This window comes from Pauljensenia sp. 27098_8_83, from assembly GCF_041432695.1.
In the GTDB taxonomy this organism is placed as follows: domain Bacteria; phylum Actinomycetota; class Actinomycetes; order Actinomycetales; family Actinomycetaceae; genus Pauljensenia.
This window is the reverse complement of the sequence record NZ_JAPWAD010000026.1, coordinates 1-15,676: the sequence shown is the minus strand read 5'-3', so window position 1 is coordinate 15,676 and position 15,676 is coordinate 1. Positions and strand designations below refer to the sequence as shown.

Below are 15,676 nucleotides of genomic sequence, written 5' to 3'. Positions count from 1 at the left end.
AAAACAGGGCCTCGTAATAGTCCACTCGTGGACGGCAAGCTGAAGTCACGCCCTCGTGTTCCCCTCGCGCACGCGAGGGGAACACGTCTCTAAGACGCGTTGCTTCTGGAGACGACTTCCTCAGGGAAGGACAGCAGGCGATCCCTGTAGTGCTCGTACTGGGCGCGGCGGGCCGCAATCTCGGCGGGGAGATCCGACGTAATGTCGGAGACGAGGGCGTCGAAGCCGTCGAGCAGATCGGCAATACGACGTTGCACCGACAAATCCGGAAGGGGCACCGATATCCTCGCCAGATTGACACCGGAAAGTTCAATGACTTTCGTTCCTCGCGCAAGTTTTCTCTTACTCATTGAAAAATGCACGCTTCGCACGTAGTGACTCAGAAAGCTCATATCGAGCAAATCCGAGCTTATGGCAGTTGCATGGCCACCCGCGACCGCCTTTTCTTCCCCTTTCCACACAACCGCTTTACCAACATCGTCGAGATTTTCACTCGTGTTTGCTAGGACGAGATCACCAGGCATAACCGTGACGAGCTTTTTGGCGTCATCCCTTGAAACGTAAGCAGCTGCAACAGAAGTTGACACACTATACCTGGTGAAAATATGACCGTAATGCAGCGCTGGAACACCATCGTTAACGAAAGCCGATTTCGGCATTCCGCTACCTCGACGCATTTCGACAACGTCTCCGAGCTTCACCATTTCAACCGGTCCGCGAGCTGCCAGCGATTCATACGAGAGCAAGTGGTTGCGGTAGTGTTCATACTGGGTCCGCCTTGCTTCCAGCTCCGCTTCCAGCTCAGCTTCCAGCTCCACTTCCAGCGTCGTGAACTGATCCAAGATTCTCACGATCTCTCGTTGCACTGCGAGCGGAGGAACAGGAATATCAATTTTGGATAGATTCGCAGCAGAAAGCTCAACTACTTTTGTCCCCTGAGAATACTTGCGTTTTTTGAGAGCAAAATCCTCAGTGCGAAGAAAATAACTAAGAAAGACGCTATCCACCGTCTTGGAGCGCACCACAGTCGCGTGGCCGCCCGTGACCCCCTCTGCTTCACCGAGCCACACAACGCCCTTTCCCACGTCTTCGAGATTTTCACTCGTATTGGCCACCACCAGATCACCCGGATACACGCGAGTCAATTTATCCGCGTCTTCAGGAGCCAAATAGGCAGCAGCACACTTCGTATGAATGCCATACTTCATGAAGATATGTCCGTAATGAATAGCAGGAATACCTTCATCGACAAAAAGCTTCTTCGGCATCCCGCTGCCACGTTGCAAATCGGCAACCTCTCCCAGGGGTCGATATTCCACCCCGTCCGGGCACAGCTGCTCGATCAGCTCAGCGAGGCGGCTCATCGGTCGGCCTCCAGTTCTGCGACGATCGCGTCGATAGAGGCGCGCAGCTCGCGCTGACGCTCCACAATGCCGGCGATCCGAGTGTTCAACTCGACGATGTCCACCTGCTCACGCGTGTCCTCGGGCTCGACGTAGGAGGATACCGACAGGTTCCAGTCGTTGCTCTTAATGTCGTCGATCGACACCAGGGCAGCCACATGGTCGACGGCCTGACGCTCGGACACCAGGGAGAGGATCCGCTGCTGCTTCTCCACCGTCAGGCGGTTCTTGTTTCCCTCACGCACGCACTCGGCGGATGCGTCCACGAAGAGAACGCTGTGATCGGGGCGCGCCTTCTTGAGCACGATGATGCAGGTCGCGATCGTCGTCCCAAAGAACAGGTCCGGCGGCAGCTGGATGACCGCGTGCACGAAGTTGTTTTCGACCAGGTATTTGCGGATCTTCCCCTCGGCGGCACCGCGGTACAGGACGCCCGGGAACTCGACGATCGCGGCCGTCCCATCCTCTGCCAGCCAGTGCAGCATATGCATGGTGAAGGCCAGGTCCGCCTTGGACTTGGGTGCCAGAACCCCCGCCGGCGCGAAGCGCGGATCATTAATGAGAGCGATGTCGTCCTTGCCCACCCACTTCGTCGAATAGGGAGGGTTCGAGACAATCGCGTCGAAAGGCTGATCGTCCCAGTGGGCAGCTTCCGTCAGGGTGTCCCCCAGCGCGATGTCGAAGTTCGAGAAGTTGACGTCGTGCAGGAACATGTTGATACGACACAGGTTGTACGTCGTCAGGTTGATCTCCTGACCAAAATACTGACGGCTATTCGACGACCCGAGAAGCTTCGCGAACTTCAGGAGCAGGGACCCCGAGCCCGCGCAAGGGTCGTACACGCGCGTCACGTCGGAGCGCCCATCCAGAGCGAGGGTCGCGAGGACCTCTGCGACCTCCTGGGGTGTGTAGAACTCGCCACCCGACTTGCCCGCGCTCGAGGCGTACATGGTCATCAGGTACTCGTAGGCATCACCGAAAGCATCAATCTGCGCAGCACCGTGCTCCAGAGGCAGATCGCCGACGGCGTCCAGAATCTTCACGAGCTTCGCGTTACGCTGGGCGACCGTGTTCCCAAGCTTCGTGGAGTTCACATCCACGTCGTCGAAGAGGCCACGCAGGTCAGACTCGGAGCCACTGCCCCGCGCCGAGTTCTCAATGAAGCGGAAGGCGTAGGAGAGGGTCTCATTCAGGTTCTCATCACCGGAAGCCTGAGCGCGCACATTTCCAAACAGGTCAGACGGGCGAATAAAGAAGCCCTTTTCCTTGACGATGCCTTCACGCGCCGCTTCCGCATCCTCGTTGCTGAGGGTCGCGTAATCGAAGGCCGTGGCATCTTCAGGGGTTCCCCCCTCGGCGAGGATCGCCGCGCGCTCGGAGGCGTTCACGTAGTCCGTCAGGTTCTCCGAGATGAAGCGGTAGAACAGAAAGCCCAGAACGTAGCTCTTGAAGTCCCACCCGTCCACGCTGCCGCGTAGATCGTTGGCGATGCGCCAGATTGTCTTATGCAGCTCGGCTCGCTCGATCACTGCCGCCACGGTGTCCTCATTTCCGGCGTAGAGCGCATGAGCTGCACCCCAACTTGGTCTATTTCATCTCCGCAAGCCCGCTATCAACCTGATGTTCGGACCGCACAAATCAGCTTACGGCACGACCCAACATCTGCGGCCCCTCGCACTCCGAGAGGCTGCTATCTCCGCCTCCCAACCCCGGCCTCGTCAATAAGAATAGCGCGCGCGAAACGGACTCAGAAAACCCAATTTTTCAGAATACTCCCCCAAGCCCCTTCCGTTAGACACTTTCAGAAAACAACGACAGACCCCATCCCCACACAACGACCATCGCAGCAGCTCACAAGCGCACAACACCCGGCAAATACTTGGAAATTCAACCAATCCACGAATTTACTTGTCCACACTGCGGGACATTTTCACCCAGCATGACCATATTGTCGGTTAATTTACCGAAAAATCGCTTTACCGTTGAATGGGCGCATTTTCACGCGCATGACTCCCCCACCGGGCAGTCCCGCCAACAACTTCGAGGACACACACGTCATGGAGACACGACATCCCCTGACCATCCCCGCCGCCATCGTGCTGGGCACCGCGGTCGTCGCCACCGCTCTACCCCTGCCGAGCAGCACACCGGCCACCGCCACGGGCACGGCACACGTCACCCGCGCTTACACGGACAAGTCCACGCACGAACCCGGTAAGCAGGCGACGATCACGGCCGAGGCCTCGACCGGGGGAACCGTCCACTTCTCCGTCAGCCACCTCGGCGTTGAGATCGACTCGGGCGACGCCACCGTCGACAATGGCAAGGCCACCTGGACCTACACGACGCCGAGCGAGGACGGCCAGGGATACCTGGTCACCGCGACCGGTGGGGACGGCACCCACGCGGAGACCGCCATCGACGCCTCCACCAGCTGGACGCGCTTCCCGCGCATGGGCTACCTCTCCCACTTCAAGCCCACCGCCCCCGAAGGCACTGACGGACACACCACCTACGAGGCGTTCCTCTTCCAAAAGCCGCAGGACTACATCGATAAGCTCAGCCGGGACTACCACATCAACGCGCTGCAGTACTACGACTGGCAGTACCGCCACGAGCAGCCCGTCGCCACCGGCGACCTCGCGGACAAGTGGCCACTGTGGTACCGGGACACCTACGCGTCGAAGAAGACAATCACCGACTACATCCAAGACGCGAAGAACGCGAACATGGGTTCGCTCGCCTACTCGATGGCGTACGCGGCAAACGACAACTACGACACGAACACCATCAAGGACGAGTGGCGCCTGCGAGAGGATAACGGATCCTATTGGGTGCGCGACCTCGGCGAGCAGTGGTGGGTACCGACCCCCAAGGGCGTGGACAAGCCCAAGAGTCACCAGTTCATGATGAACGTTAACAACGAGGACTGGCGCACCTACATCACCGGGCAATACAAGACACAGAAGACCGAATTCAAATTCGACGGCACGCACATCGACACGCTCGGGCAAACCTCCAAGAAGGATGCCTCCGGCAATCCTGTTGACCTGACCGACGGCCTAGCAGCCCTCGTTGATGACACGTATAAGAACGTCGGCGGTCAGGTGGGCATCAACCTGCCCGATGGCGCAGGCAGCGAGAAGATCAACAAGGCGTCCGCTGCCTACATGTACACCGAGCTCTGGGACCACAACGAGACAAACGCGCAGGTTGCGTCCTACCTGCAAAGCGCTCGCAACAATGCCGGTAACAAGCCGCAGATCGTGGCCGCGTACGCAAACAACTACAACCCCACAATCTCCTTGCCCGATCCGAAGGACTCTAAGAAGACGATCCATCCGGGCGTGACTCCAGATGAGGGGACGCGTATCGAGGCCGAGTCCGACCAGGCGAGCGTGAGCGGCGGTGCCCAGATCCTCTCCGACGACGATTCTGCGTCGGGCGGCGCCTACGCTGGCAACTTCTCCGCGGGCGGCAGCACCGTCACTTTCACCGTCGACGCCGGTCAGGGCGGCACGTTTACGTTTACGACGCGATACGCGAGACAGGACGCAGACGGCGCCTACCACCAGATGATCCTCGACATGGGTAAGACCGGGCAGCAGAAGCTCATCAAGTACGTTCACTTCGATCAGACGGGCAGCTACTACACATGGAAGGACATGACGGAGACCGTCGAGCTCACTCCCGGTATCCACACGATCTCCTACTGGGTACCCAACGATAAGAATTACACGCCCGTCAACATCGACTGCATCACCTTCCGCGAGTTCAATACGGACTCCGTCAAGCTCGCGGACGCGGCCTTCGCGGCGAACGGCGCGCACCACCTGGAGCTCGGCGACTACGGGCGCATGCTGGACAACGAGTTCTTCGTGAACTCGGGACGCTCCATGTCCGCTGATCTCCAGACGTGGATGAAGAACTACTACAACATCTCCACCGCCTACGAGAACCTGCTCTTCGGCGACAACCTGACGCGCAAGGAGCACCAGGTCGAGGTCTCGACCGCTGGCGTAGGCCTGCCGACCTCGACGGATGGGTCCGCAAACACGATCTGGGCGAACACCATGACGTCCAACGCGGGCACGGCCCTGCACCTGATCAACCTGCGTACGGACGATCAGGACGGCAACGACGAGTATTGGCGCAACGCCGCGAAGCGGATCCTCCCATTCGGCGACACGTCCGTCACCTACCACCTGGAGCAGGGCGAGCAGGTCCCCGGTTCTGTCTTCGTTGTCAGCCCCGACGCTGACGGTGGCCGCCCGACGCCGCTCGATTTCACGACGGGCACGGATGAGCAGGGTCGCACGACCATCACGTTCAACGTGGGCTGGCTGTCCTCGTGGGACATGGTGGTCTTCTCCCCCGCCGCGAACGCGACTGGGTCGGACAATGCCGCCGCAACGACCGTCGGCCAGCTGCGCAACAGCCTCGGCCAGTGCCTGACCTCCCAGGATCCGAAGGGCGCTGACGGCACCCCCGTGTGGAACAGCAACTGCGCGGAGCGAAACGACGCGCAGACCATCACCTACGAAGATGGACACCTGCACATCGGCGACCGCTGCGTCGACGTGGTGGGCGGCTACACCGACGAGGGCACAGTCGCGCACATGTGGACGTGTTACCCGGGTCTCAACTCCCAGATCTGGGATCGCAACGACTCCGGTCAGCTGGTGAACCGCGCGTCGGGCCTGTGCCTGACGATCCCGGGCGACACCACGCAGGAGAACACGCAGGCGGTCATCTCGCAGTGCTCTGATGCCTCCGCGTCGCAGCGCTGGACGCTCACGAACGTCTCCGGGCACTAAGACGCCCACTCCCCGGCACGGGCACAGCCGGGGAGGAGACAGCGCCCCGGTGCGCTGCAACAAGACCCGGCCCCGACCTCGTCAATTCATGTACGAGGCCGGGGCCGAGTCGCATCCCTAACGTTTAGTTGGTCTTCGTGTTCGTCAGGTGACGTCCGATGTAGCCGATGTAGACCTTGTGGGTCCTCTCCGTATCCGGGTAGTAGTGCATACGCGGCGCATTCTGGTCGCAATGCGTGGGAGCAAAATGCGCCCACATTTCAATGACGCCTCGCGGATCAACCTCAACAGGGACTGCCCTGGTGCGCTCTCTGCGCATCTTCTCGTTTCCCTTGACCGTGTCACTCTCATTCGACCTGTGACGGGAGGCAGAACACGTGCGGTAGCCGGCCGGCGGGTTTGCCAGGTAGTCATGCACGTTCCCACCTGAGAAGTCGCCGGCCTCGCGCGCCCGCATGTAGTCGCGTAGGACCAGAATATAGTTCCAAAACTCTGCGCAATAGCGGCTGCCATTAAGACTGTCAAGCCTCAGGATGTCACCCATCATTCCATCCGGATCACTCAGGACCACGTGTCTGGTCACCGACTCGTAGCGTCCCTGGGTCATCCAATCAAAGAGCTCGGACATGCTCTGCGGGCTATCATCCAGCTGTTCCTCAACGAAATCGCGGTCGCCGTCGTTCGCGTCGGGGTTTTTCAGCTTCCATTCGAGGAAGCGATTCCTCTTACTGAGAGATTCTCTCTCCGCCTGCGCTTCACGCAGCTCACTCTCGAGCTCCCCTTTCTGCACCCGCAGCTCGGCGATTTCCTCGCTGTCGCACGGTGGCTCATTGAGCAGGTCCATCGCCGCAGCGAGATCATCACGTAGCTTGTCACGCTCGGATGACAGCTCCGCGTGCGCCTCATTCATGGCGTCCAGGCCACTGGAGAGTGCGGCGATTCCGCTCTCCAGCTCGGTGTGCGAGCGCGGATTGAAAGTGGGTAGGAAACGGCGAATCAGGCGCCGTAGCGGCTCGTACCATCCCAAGTGCCGGGACTGTCCACGCGGCGGCCTCGACTCGGGCGCAACAGCCTCTCCGCTCGCCTCAGGCGCATGGCGCTCGGGCGCGGCATCCTCCGCCTGGATGAGAGCGGCCTTGCCGGGCTCCTCGACCTGCTCCTCCTGCCGCGAGACTGTCGAAAGCGTCTCGGCGACCCGCTGGCGCACCTTCTCGTCGAGCAGTTCCACCGACCGCTCCGCCTCACGCAGCGGATAGAACGTCGGCACCGACAGGCGTTTCTTATCCAGGGGCGCCTGGGCCCGGCGAAGCTCCTTGTCGAGCCCGTTTTCCCACAGGTATTCGCAGGGCGTTCGCGCGATGATCGCCGACAATTCGGGGCGGAACCGCTTGCTTGCCTCGTCGTAACCGCGCAGCAGCGTGCCTGCGGTCAGCACCCTGTGGCGAAGCGTGTCCGTCGGTTCGGACGGATTGAAGCCCGGAAGGTACGTGCGCAGGCTCCCCTTGGGCATCGCGCACCCCTGCCCGATCCGAGTGCGGAACTCACGGTAGGCGTCGGGGGTGAGAAGGAAGTAGGTGGCACACCCGAGGGAATCCTTCGTGAGGAAGCCGAGGATATCTTTCCACCGATGTTCCGCCGCGCGCGCCCCTGGATCGTTCCCATCCGTGAGCGGAGCGGCAACGACGACAGATGCGCGCCGACGCCCATCACGTATCCACTCAATCAGCTGTTCGACCTGCTGATCGTCAGAGATGGTCTGGAGGGAATCTGACAGCGGCATGCCGCGATCGTGGCAATGCCCCTCGGTGATGAGATCGCGTACCAGACGCGGAGGTTTAGCATCCCACTCGCTCTCGCGCGGAGGGGTAACCTCCACCCACAGAACGTCTCGATAGCGCGATTCCTTCGTCGCGTGCATGGCGAACAGACGCGTCGTCCACTGTGCACCATTATCTCGACGCTCAACCATTTCCAGGAGTTGGCGTTCGTAGTGTTTATCCTCCGACGCCTCCGTCAGCTTGGTCGCGACGACGCTGGATGTTTCGCCCCAGCTGGAGATGAGCTCCCCAAATCGGTAGATCCCCTCCGCATCACATTCCACACCTGCCTTCGCACCTGTCGTCGGGTATTTCTTGTTCACCCACTCGTGAAAGAGGCGGTCAGCGGTCTGCAACGCGCCTTCCTTGCCATCCAATTCCACAATTGCCCTGTAGCCACGCGCCATCGCATTACTCCCAGTTCGACGTTGATAGAAGCAATATGCGCGCCAGCATACATCTACTGGATAACCACAGTGGCTCAACAAGACTCACTCTTTTGTACTGCGCATCACAAAACTCGGCCCCGACCTCGTCAATTCATGGACGAGGCCGGGGCCGAGTCAGCGTGAGACGGAGCGTCAGGAGCGGGCAACCTCGACGAACGGCGCCTGCACCAGGTTCGACAGCGCCGTGATGTAGGCGCCGATCAGCTTGCGGTTACGACTGTCCTGCATGAGGTTCGGCATGCCCTTCGTCGTGCAGGTGACCTCGACGACGGTGCCCTCCTCATTCACAATGAAACCGGCAACAAGGTTTTCGCCCCAGGACATCATGGTCAGCGGGGTATCGAAAGTAATCACGCGGCCGTTCGGGTCCGCGCCCGTCAGCGTCGCCTTCTTGACCGCCTGCACGGCCTGGGTCGCCGCCGGGAACAGCTGCTCGAACGGCACGTTGAACTGGAACGCCTGCGTCGTGGAACGCATACCCATGAGTGTCTCCTTCAGGATCTCTATTGGCGCAGTCGGCGCACGGGTCACGCGTCGACCGGCGAAGAAGGAAACACACGCACGGACTCGCTTCAATGCAGCGAGGAAGAGGAGCTCCTTCTTCTAGCAGACTCAGCGTATCAGTAGTGCGCCCAATCACCTATTTCCATGTAGCCGCGCACCCACATATGCAGCTGCCGGACACCCGACGCGCATGAGGCAGCAGCACACACTCACTCAGGACAGCGGCTCGAAGGGGCTCACCGACACCGAGGGGATCTCCTGGCACACGCGCAGGGTCAGCTGCAGGCTCGTCGCGCCGCTGCCGGCCTCGGACATGATATCGACCAGCTCCGAATCAGCGGGGCTACATCCGTCGACGCCGTCCGTCGACTCGGCCGTCAGAGTCACGCCCACGCGCCCACCCTGAGCGATCGTGTACACATTGCCAGGGTCTTCGCCCTCGCGAACGGCGGTCGAGAGCACCGAGCCGCCGCTGGAGAAAACAACCTGCGGGAAGCCGTCAATCCAGCACGAGGGACCCTCGTTCGTGAATCCCAGGGAGACGTAGGTCGTGCCGCCCGCCTCCTGCGTGCTATCAATCGCGGGCTGCAGGTTCGACAGGTCGCAGCGCTGATCGTTGTCAGCAACGTTCACTTCGGGGGCCTGGTTACCCTCGTTGGGCACGCCGCTCTGCGGGCCCGCGCCGCTCTGTGCAGGCATACCGCTCTGGGAGGCCGAGGCGCTCGGGGATGCGGACGAGGTCGTGGACCCCTGCTCGGGAGTAGCACCCTTCGGGGAACAGGCAGCAAGCCCCAGGGCGAGAACCGACAGGGAGGTCACGGCAAGAATGCGTCGCGTGTTGATCATGCGCCCATCCTATGAAGCGGCGCGCAGCTCACGCACCGCCACGCCGGGCACCGCTCAGGGGTGACAAGCGGCGCACTCGAGTGAACCACCCGCCGCGCCCCGGCCTCGTCCCCGTTATCGAGCGACCGGCTCGATCTCGACGGGGGCCACGTCCATCTCTTCCAGGGGAACGATGCGGTCCTTGCGCGCCACGTGGTAGCCCCACCAGACAACACCGAAGAGCGGCAGGCCGATATAGGAGGAGGCAACCTCCCACACCTGGCCGTGAAGTACTGCTTCATAGTTCTGGCCGGCCATGACGACCAGGCACATGACGAAAGCGATGATGGGACCGGCCGGGAAGAACGGCGATCGATACGGCAAGTCCTCGAGGCGATACCCCTGCAGCAGGTAGGCGCGACGGAAGCGAATATGACTGACCGCGATGCCCAGCCACATGATGATGCCGGAAATACCGACGATGTTCACCAGCCAGATGTACGCGTCGTTGAAGACCAGCTGCGTCAGGAAGCCGCACGCGGCCATCACCGTGGTCACCGCCATCGCGTAGCCCGGCACACCGCCCTTCGTCACGCGTGCGAAAATCGCGGGAGCCTGGTGTTTGAGGGCCATCGAGTGCAGCATGCGCGAGGCCGCGTAGAGGCCCGAGTTACCGGCCGACAGAATCGACGTCAGGATGACCGCGTTCATGACGGCGGCCGCCGCACCGATCCCCATGCGCGCAAACACCAGCGTGAACGGCGACTGGGCGACGTTGTTCGCCGAATCATCCGCCGCGCTCAGCAGGCTCGGATCCGTGTACGGCAACAGCGTGCCGATGACCGCAATCGCGCCGATGTAGAAGAACATGATGCGCCAAAAGACCGTGCGGATCGAGCGCGGCACATCCCTGCGCGGGTTCTCGGACTCGCCCGCGGCCACGCCCACCAGCTCGGTGCCCTGGAAGGAGAAGCCCGCGATCATGAAGACCGCGATGACGCCGACGAAACCGTTGTGGAAAGGTGCATCCCCGGTCGTCCAGTTCGACAGGCCCGGAGAGTTGTCGCCCATCACGCCGGCGATCATAAAGACGCCCGACAGGACAAAGATGATGACGATAACGACCTTGATTGCGGCCAGCCAGAATTCGGCCTCGCCGTAGACTCTCGCCGAGAGCGCGTTGAGCCCGACGACGATGATGAGGAAGCCCACCGCCCATAACCACGAGGGCACAGAGGGGAACCAATAGGCCATGACCAGTCCCGATGCCACGAGGTCCGCGGCCACCGTGACCGCCCAGTTGAACCAGTAGTTCCACCCCATCGCGAAACCGAAGGACGGGGAGACGAACTTCGTGGCGAACGTCTGGAAGGAGCCCGCGACTGGCTGGTGCGCGCTCATCTCGCCCAGGGACTGCATGAGGAGCAGCACCATGAGGCCGATCGCCGCGTAGGCGACGAGAGCACCGCCCGGACCGGCGTTCGAGACCGTCCTACCGGAGGCCAGGAACAGGCCCGTGCCGATCGCTCCGCCGATGGCGATCATCTGCATATGGCGCGACGCCAGGCCGCGCTTCAGCGCGGTATTGGAGCGCTCCTGTACATCGGTGGCGATGTCGTCGGGAGTGGGGGTTTCCATGACTGGGTTCCTCATCTGTCGATCGTCGATTCCCATCTTAGCCCCACAAATGCTTGTGTCGAACTTGGTAGATTCTTTTCTCATTCTTTAACGAGGTCGGGGCTGAGTTCCGCTCTTGACACCCCCTTCCCCGCCACCGCCTCGTCACCCCTCACGCGCCTCACACACACGAGGCGGTTACACTAAACCCACCCACGCCACCGCAGGAGATACCTATGACACAGTCCCTCATGAGCATCGGCTGGATGCTCCTCGCCCTCGTCCTCTCCGCATCCATCGGCCTCGAACGGCAGATCCGAGGCAAGAGCGCAGGCATCCGCACCCAGGCCATCGTCGGCCTCACCGCCTGCCTCATGATGCTCATCTCCAAGTACGGCTTCTCAGACATCCTCGTCGACGGGATCACCCGCTACGACCCTTCGCGCGTCGCCTCACAGATCGTGTCGGGCATCGGCTTCCTCGGCGCGGGCATCATCCTCACCCGGCACGGGGCAATCCGAGGCCTCACGACCGCTGCGACGATCTGGGAGACCGCCGCTATCGGCATGGCCTGCGGTGCCGGACTGTGGTGGCTTGCCCTCGCGGGAACCGTCCTGCACTTCATCGTCATCGCCCTGCTGACCCCGCTCGTTCAGTTCATCCTCATGCGCACCCACGGGCACAAGGTCACGCTCACCATCCACTACACGCCAGGCCACGGGGTACTCTCGACGTTGCTGGGACAGGTCTCTTCCCTCGGCTGGAACGTCTCAGGCGTATCGACCCGCACGGATTCGTCTGAGCGCGCTACTACCGCTCGATTCACGGCGACGACGCGCCAAGACCTCTCGCGGTCTCTCCTCGTGACCACGCTCGCCGACCTCGACGGCGTCGCGGGCGTCGACATCAGCGAAGACGACGACGAGTAAACGTCCCACATCACACATACGGGAGGGCCCGCGGCGCTTGCCGCGGGCCCTCCCGTTACATTCTCCGAGCGCGTCAGGAACGCGTCCCGAAGGGGTTGTAGGGCTTATCGCCCTGCTGACCCTGGTTGTTGTAGCCCTGCTGACCGTACTGGTTCTGGCCGTACTGCTGCTGACCGTACTGCTGCTGGCCGTACTGACCCTGCGCCGCCTGGGGAGCCTGGAAACCACCCTGCTGCTGAGCACCCGGGTAACCGCCCTGCTGACCATACTGCTGGCCCTGCTGGCCATACTGCTGCTGAGCGTACTGACCCTGCGTGGCCTGCGGAGCCTGGAAGCCACCCTGCTGCTGAGCACCCGGGTAACCGGCCTGCTGGCCCTGCTGGCCGTACTGCTGCTGTCCCTGCTGGTTACCCTGCGGAGCCTGGAAGCCGCCCTGCTGACCCTGCTGACCGTACTGCTGCTGGCCAGGCTGGTTCATGGGTGCCCCGGTGAAAGCGCCACCGAAAGCGTTCGGGTTATTCACCGGCGCGACCTTGCCGTTCTTGAGCTCCAGGAGCAGGATGCCGCCGGACACACCGAGGCAAATCGAGAAGAGGAAGAAGAGAATTCCGCCAATGCTGGGAGTCGCTTCACCGAGAATGCTCAGGAACTGGAGCACGCCCAGCAGGGCGACCACGATCGCGGCGATACCCGAGGACAGGAACGCCCACTTCTGATTCGTGAACCAGTAGGCAGCTCCCAGGCCAAGGACGACCAGCATGAGGAAGATGTGGAAGAAGGCGTAACCGCCCGCCCCGAACATCGAGAAGGAAATGCCGTACACCGACGCGAACGGCAGGACCATCGACACGATCGACAGGACGAAGGACGCCGCCATACCGATGAGCGCGTACGTCGCGCGCACGGAACGGCCCTTCACCTTGCCGGTCTCGTTGACGACAGCGTTCTGGAACTGGTTGAACGCCGTGTTCGCGGCCGCACCGAACTGCTGTGCAGCAGCCTCAAACTGCTGTCCAGTCGAAGCACCCTGCTGAGCGCCCGGAGCCGCGTACGGGGACTGCTGGCCGGTCGGCGCATACCCCTGGGGGCCGCTCTGAGCCGCGTACGGGGACTGCTGGCCCGCCTGCTGGCCGTACTGCGGCTGGGCGTAGCCCTGCTGAGAACCGGTAGCTTGGGCCGGATTCTGGCCGTAGGCAAAAGCCTGCGACGCGGCGTTCTCTTCGGCGGCCGTCTCGGCCGCGGAACGCTCGCCGGATCCTTCAACGATCGTGCGTTCGAGGTCCTCGTCCGAGATCGAAGACGCCGCATCCACGGGCGTCTCCGTCACGGGTGCCACCTGAGGCTCCTCGGAGACCGGCTCGGGTTCAATGACCGGCTGAGCCTCCTCAACCACGGGCGCGGCCTCGGCCTGAGGAGTACCCCACGCATCAGACTGCACGGGCTCAGGCTCAGCAACGGGCGCAGGCTCAACGAACGGCTGAGCCTCCTCGACCACGGGAGCGGCCTCGGCCTGAGGAGCACCCCACGCATCGGACTGCACAGGCTCAACGACCGGCTCGAGTTCAACGACCGGCTCGGGTTCAACGGACGGCTGAGCCTCCTCGACCACGGGAGTAGCTTCGGCCTGCGGAGCACCCCACGCATCAGACTGCACCGGTTCGGGCTCAGCAACAGGCGCAGCTTGTGCCGTCGGCTCGCCGGCCTGGGGGCTGAAGGGGTCAGTCGGCTGTACGGGAGCAGATGCGGGAGCGGGCTGAGCCACGGGGGGCTGCGCGGGAACGACACCTCGGTTGGCTAGCCACTGGGCAAGCGCTGGGTACAGCGACGGGTGCGACGCCACATACGGATGCAGATCCGCACGAGCGGCGGTGATATCGGCGAGATCCTGTGCTGTCAGCGCCGGATTGCTCATGTCTGCAGCGGTGAGCTGCGACAGATCAATAGTGCTCATCTCAATTCCTCTCGCACCCGAAGGCGCAGTTCCTGATGGCGAACATCCAATACTATCGCGTCCAAACGCAAAATAGTCAAGGCGCTTGTCCTTTGAGGATGATCGGACGGTCGTGCTAACGCATTGTCCGGATGAATGTCACATCGTGGCGTATCCTGCCAATCCATTCGGCGCGCGCACTGCGCCCCGGCTATTGCTTTCAGGTCATGCCACTGTCCCCCGGTGTCGGCACCTCGCCGCCCAACCGTCCACTGTCTCAAGCGTCGCACCGGCACTGTCCCGTGGCACCCGACCCTCGCGTTCGAGCATGCCTGAGTGCTGATCTGCTGTTTCTCCTTCCCCTGATGCTCGGAGAGTTCAGCGACCACCCCTCGCTCCAATGCCTCCTTCAGCAGCGCGGGCACCAACCCCTCACGCCGTCATTTCGACCTTGCCAGCATCAAGACGCTGAAACAGCGCATCCAACGCCCCGAGCGACGCAGCTCCTCCACAGCCGCACGCACGCATATCCGGATAGGTAAGGCACATCCGGATAGGTAAGGCACATCCGGATAGCTTATTAACCTATCCGGATGCTCATAACCTATCCACGAAGGAACAAGCCCATCCACATCACCATCCAGCCCCGCCCGATGTGGAGGCGTCATGGAGATCCGAAGGGCACGACCACAGCGCCGATGGGCAACACAAAGACCAGACAACCAAGCCAAGGTGCAGGTCGGCGCAATGAAACATTCACGCAGAGCGAACTGTGTCGTACCCACAAACACCAGTCACCATTCAACGACCAGACCGCGCCGATGTGAAGGTCACGCAAGCCTAACGACACCCATCAACTCCGCGAAGCCGGACAAGGGGGCTTGGCCGCGAGGTGGCGGGGCCTGCCACACTACCAGTGGACACCGCCAGGACCAGAGCTAGGTACAAGTCGCATGCAATTCAAAAACACAAGTGACGTAACACCGCGGACTGACATGAACAGACACCCTATCGGAGGGGAATTGCATGCGGAATTAGGGAACGACCAACAACATACCCGCACACCAGGCACGGCGGACGAGAGGCACCAGGGCCATCACCACACAAATTTCGCACGTAATTTATCTCGGTCACTTTTTAAGATGCGCCAAAAACGTTGCAATTCCAACGATGCAAGTTCAATATTTGAACGAGACAAAGGGGAATTACGTGCGAAATTGCTCAGCATACCCCACGCCCCGACCAAGAAGCGGGCCGCCACCCACGGACACAGCAAGCAACCCAGCCCACACATGCTGAAAAGTCTCTACAAAACCAACACATTTTGTCCACCCTCAAAGTTGGCCCCCAACAACTTTGAACCAGACTTTCTCGCACCGCAAAGC

Annotated in this window: 9 protein-coding genes and 1 pseudogene; 2 read left to right on the top strand and 8 right to left on the bottom strand. The window is 61.6% G+C overall.

Annotated elements, in window-relative coordinates; translation table 11 throughout:
* Nucleotides 1-89: 89 nt before the first annotated feature.
* Together O3656_RS08995 and O3656_RS08990 are read right to left on the bottom strand one after the other, a co-directional pair.
* Complete coding sequence (locus O3656_RS08995) at nucleotides 90-1,364, bottom strand: restriction endonuclease subunit S (protein WP_500063662.1); 1,275 nt, start codon at nucleotides 1,362-1,364, stop codon at nucleotides 90-92.
* Complete coding sequence (locus tag O3656_RS08990) at nucleotides 1,361-2,941, bottom strand: type I restriction-modification system subunit M (RefSeq protein WP_500063661.1); 1,581 nt, start codon at nucleotides 2,939-2,941, stop codon at nucleotides 1,361-1,363. The genes O3656_RS08995 and O3656_RS08990 overlap by 4 nt, the downstream gene beginning before the upstream one ends.
* 519 nt (nucleotides 2,942-3,460) lie before the next feature.
* On the opposite strand from O3656_RS08990, the gene O3656_RS08985 reads away from it, so the two are divergent.
* Nucleotides 3,461-6,220 carry a glycoside hydrolase family 66 protein gene (locus O3656_RS08985; protein WP_500063659.1) on the top strand — a complete coding sequence of 920 codons (2,760 nt, stop codon included), beginning with the start codon at nucleotides 3,461-3,463 and terminating at the stop codon, nucleotides 6,218-6,220.
* 124 nt (nucleotides 6,221-6,344) lie between these two features.
* Here O3656_RS08985 and O3656_RS08980 read toward each other — a convergent pair whose 3' ends face one another.
* The 4 genes from O3656_RS08980 to O3656_RS08965 form a co-directional block, all read right to left on the bottom strand.
* Nucleotides 6,345-8,444 (bottom strand): hypothetical protein, encoded by a 2,100-nt coding sequence (locus O3656_RS08980; RefSeq protein ID WP_500063657.1) that lies wholly within the window; start codon nucleotides 8,442-8,444, stop codon nucleotides 6,345-6,347.
* Nucleotides 8,445-8,618: 174 nt separating this feature from the next.
* Nucleotides 8,619-8,969 carry a hypothetical protein gene (locus O3656_RS08975; RefSeq protein WP_500063656.1) on the bottom strand — a complete coding sequence of 117 codons (351 nt, stop codon included), beginning with the start codon at nucleotides 8,967-8,969 and terminating at the stop codon, nucleotides 8,619-8,621.
* Between the two features lie 234 nt (nucleotides 8,970-9,203).
* A complete protein-coding gene (locus O3656_RS08970; RefSeq protein ID WP_500063655.1) occupies nucleotides 9,204-9,836 on the bottom strand; it encodes a DUF4232 domain-containing protein in 633 nt (210 codons plus the stop codon).
* Nucleotides 9,837-9,950: 114 nt separating this feature from the next.
* A complete protein-coding gene (locus O3656_RS08965) occupies nucleotides 9,951-11,453 on the bottom strand; it encodes an amino acid permease (protein WP_500063654.1) in 1,503 nt (500 codons plus the stop codon).
* A 215-nt stretch (nucleotides 11,454-11,668) separates the two neighbouring features.
* Here O3656_RS08965 and O3656_RS08960 point away from each other — a divergent pair, with 215 nt between their 5' ends.
* A complete protein-coding gene (locus tag O3656_RS08960) occupies nucleotides 11,669-12,361 on the top strand; it encodes an MgtC/SapB family protein (RefSeq protein ID WP_500063653.1) in 693 nt (230 codons plus the stop codon).
* 73 nt (nucleotides 12,362-12,434) lie between these two features.
* On the opposite strand, the gene O3656_RS08955 is transcribed toward O3656_RS08960, so the two are convergent.
* Both O3656_RS08955 and O3656_RS08950 read right to left on the bottom strand, forming a co-directional pair.
* Entirely contained in the window at nucleotides 12,435-14,312 is a 1,878-nt protein-coding gene (locus tag O3656_RS08955) for a vitamin K epoxide reductase family protein (RefSeq protein ID WP_500063652.1), read from the bottom strand.
* A gap of 295 nt (nucleotides 14,313-14,607) precedes the next feature.
* Nucleotides 14,608-14,783: pseudogene (locus O3656_RS08950) on the bottom strand (IS256 family transposase); the annotation flags it as partial.
* Nucleotides 14,784-15,676: the final 893 nt, after the last annotated feature.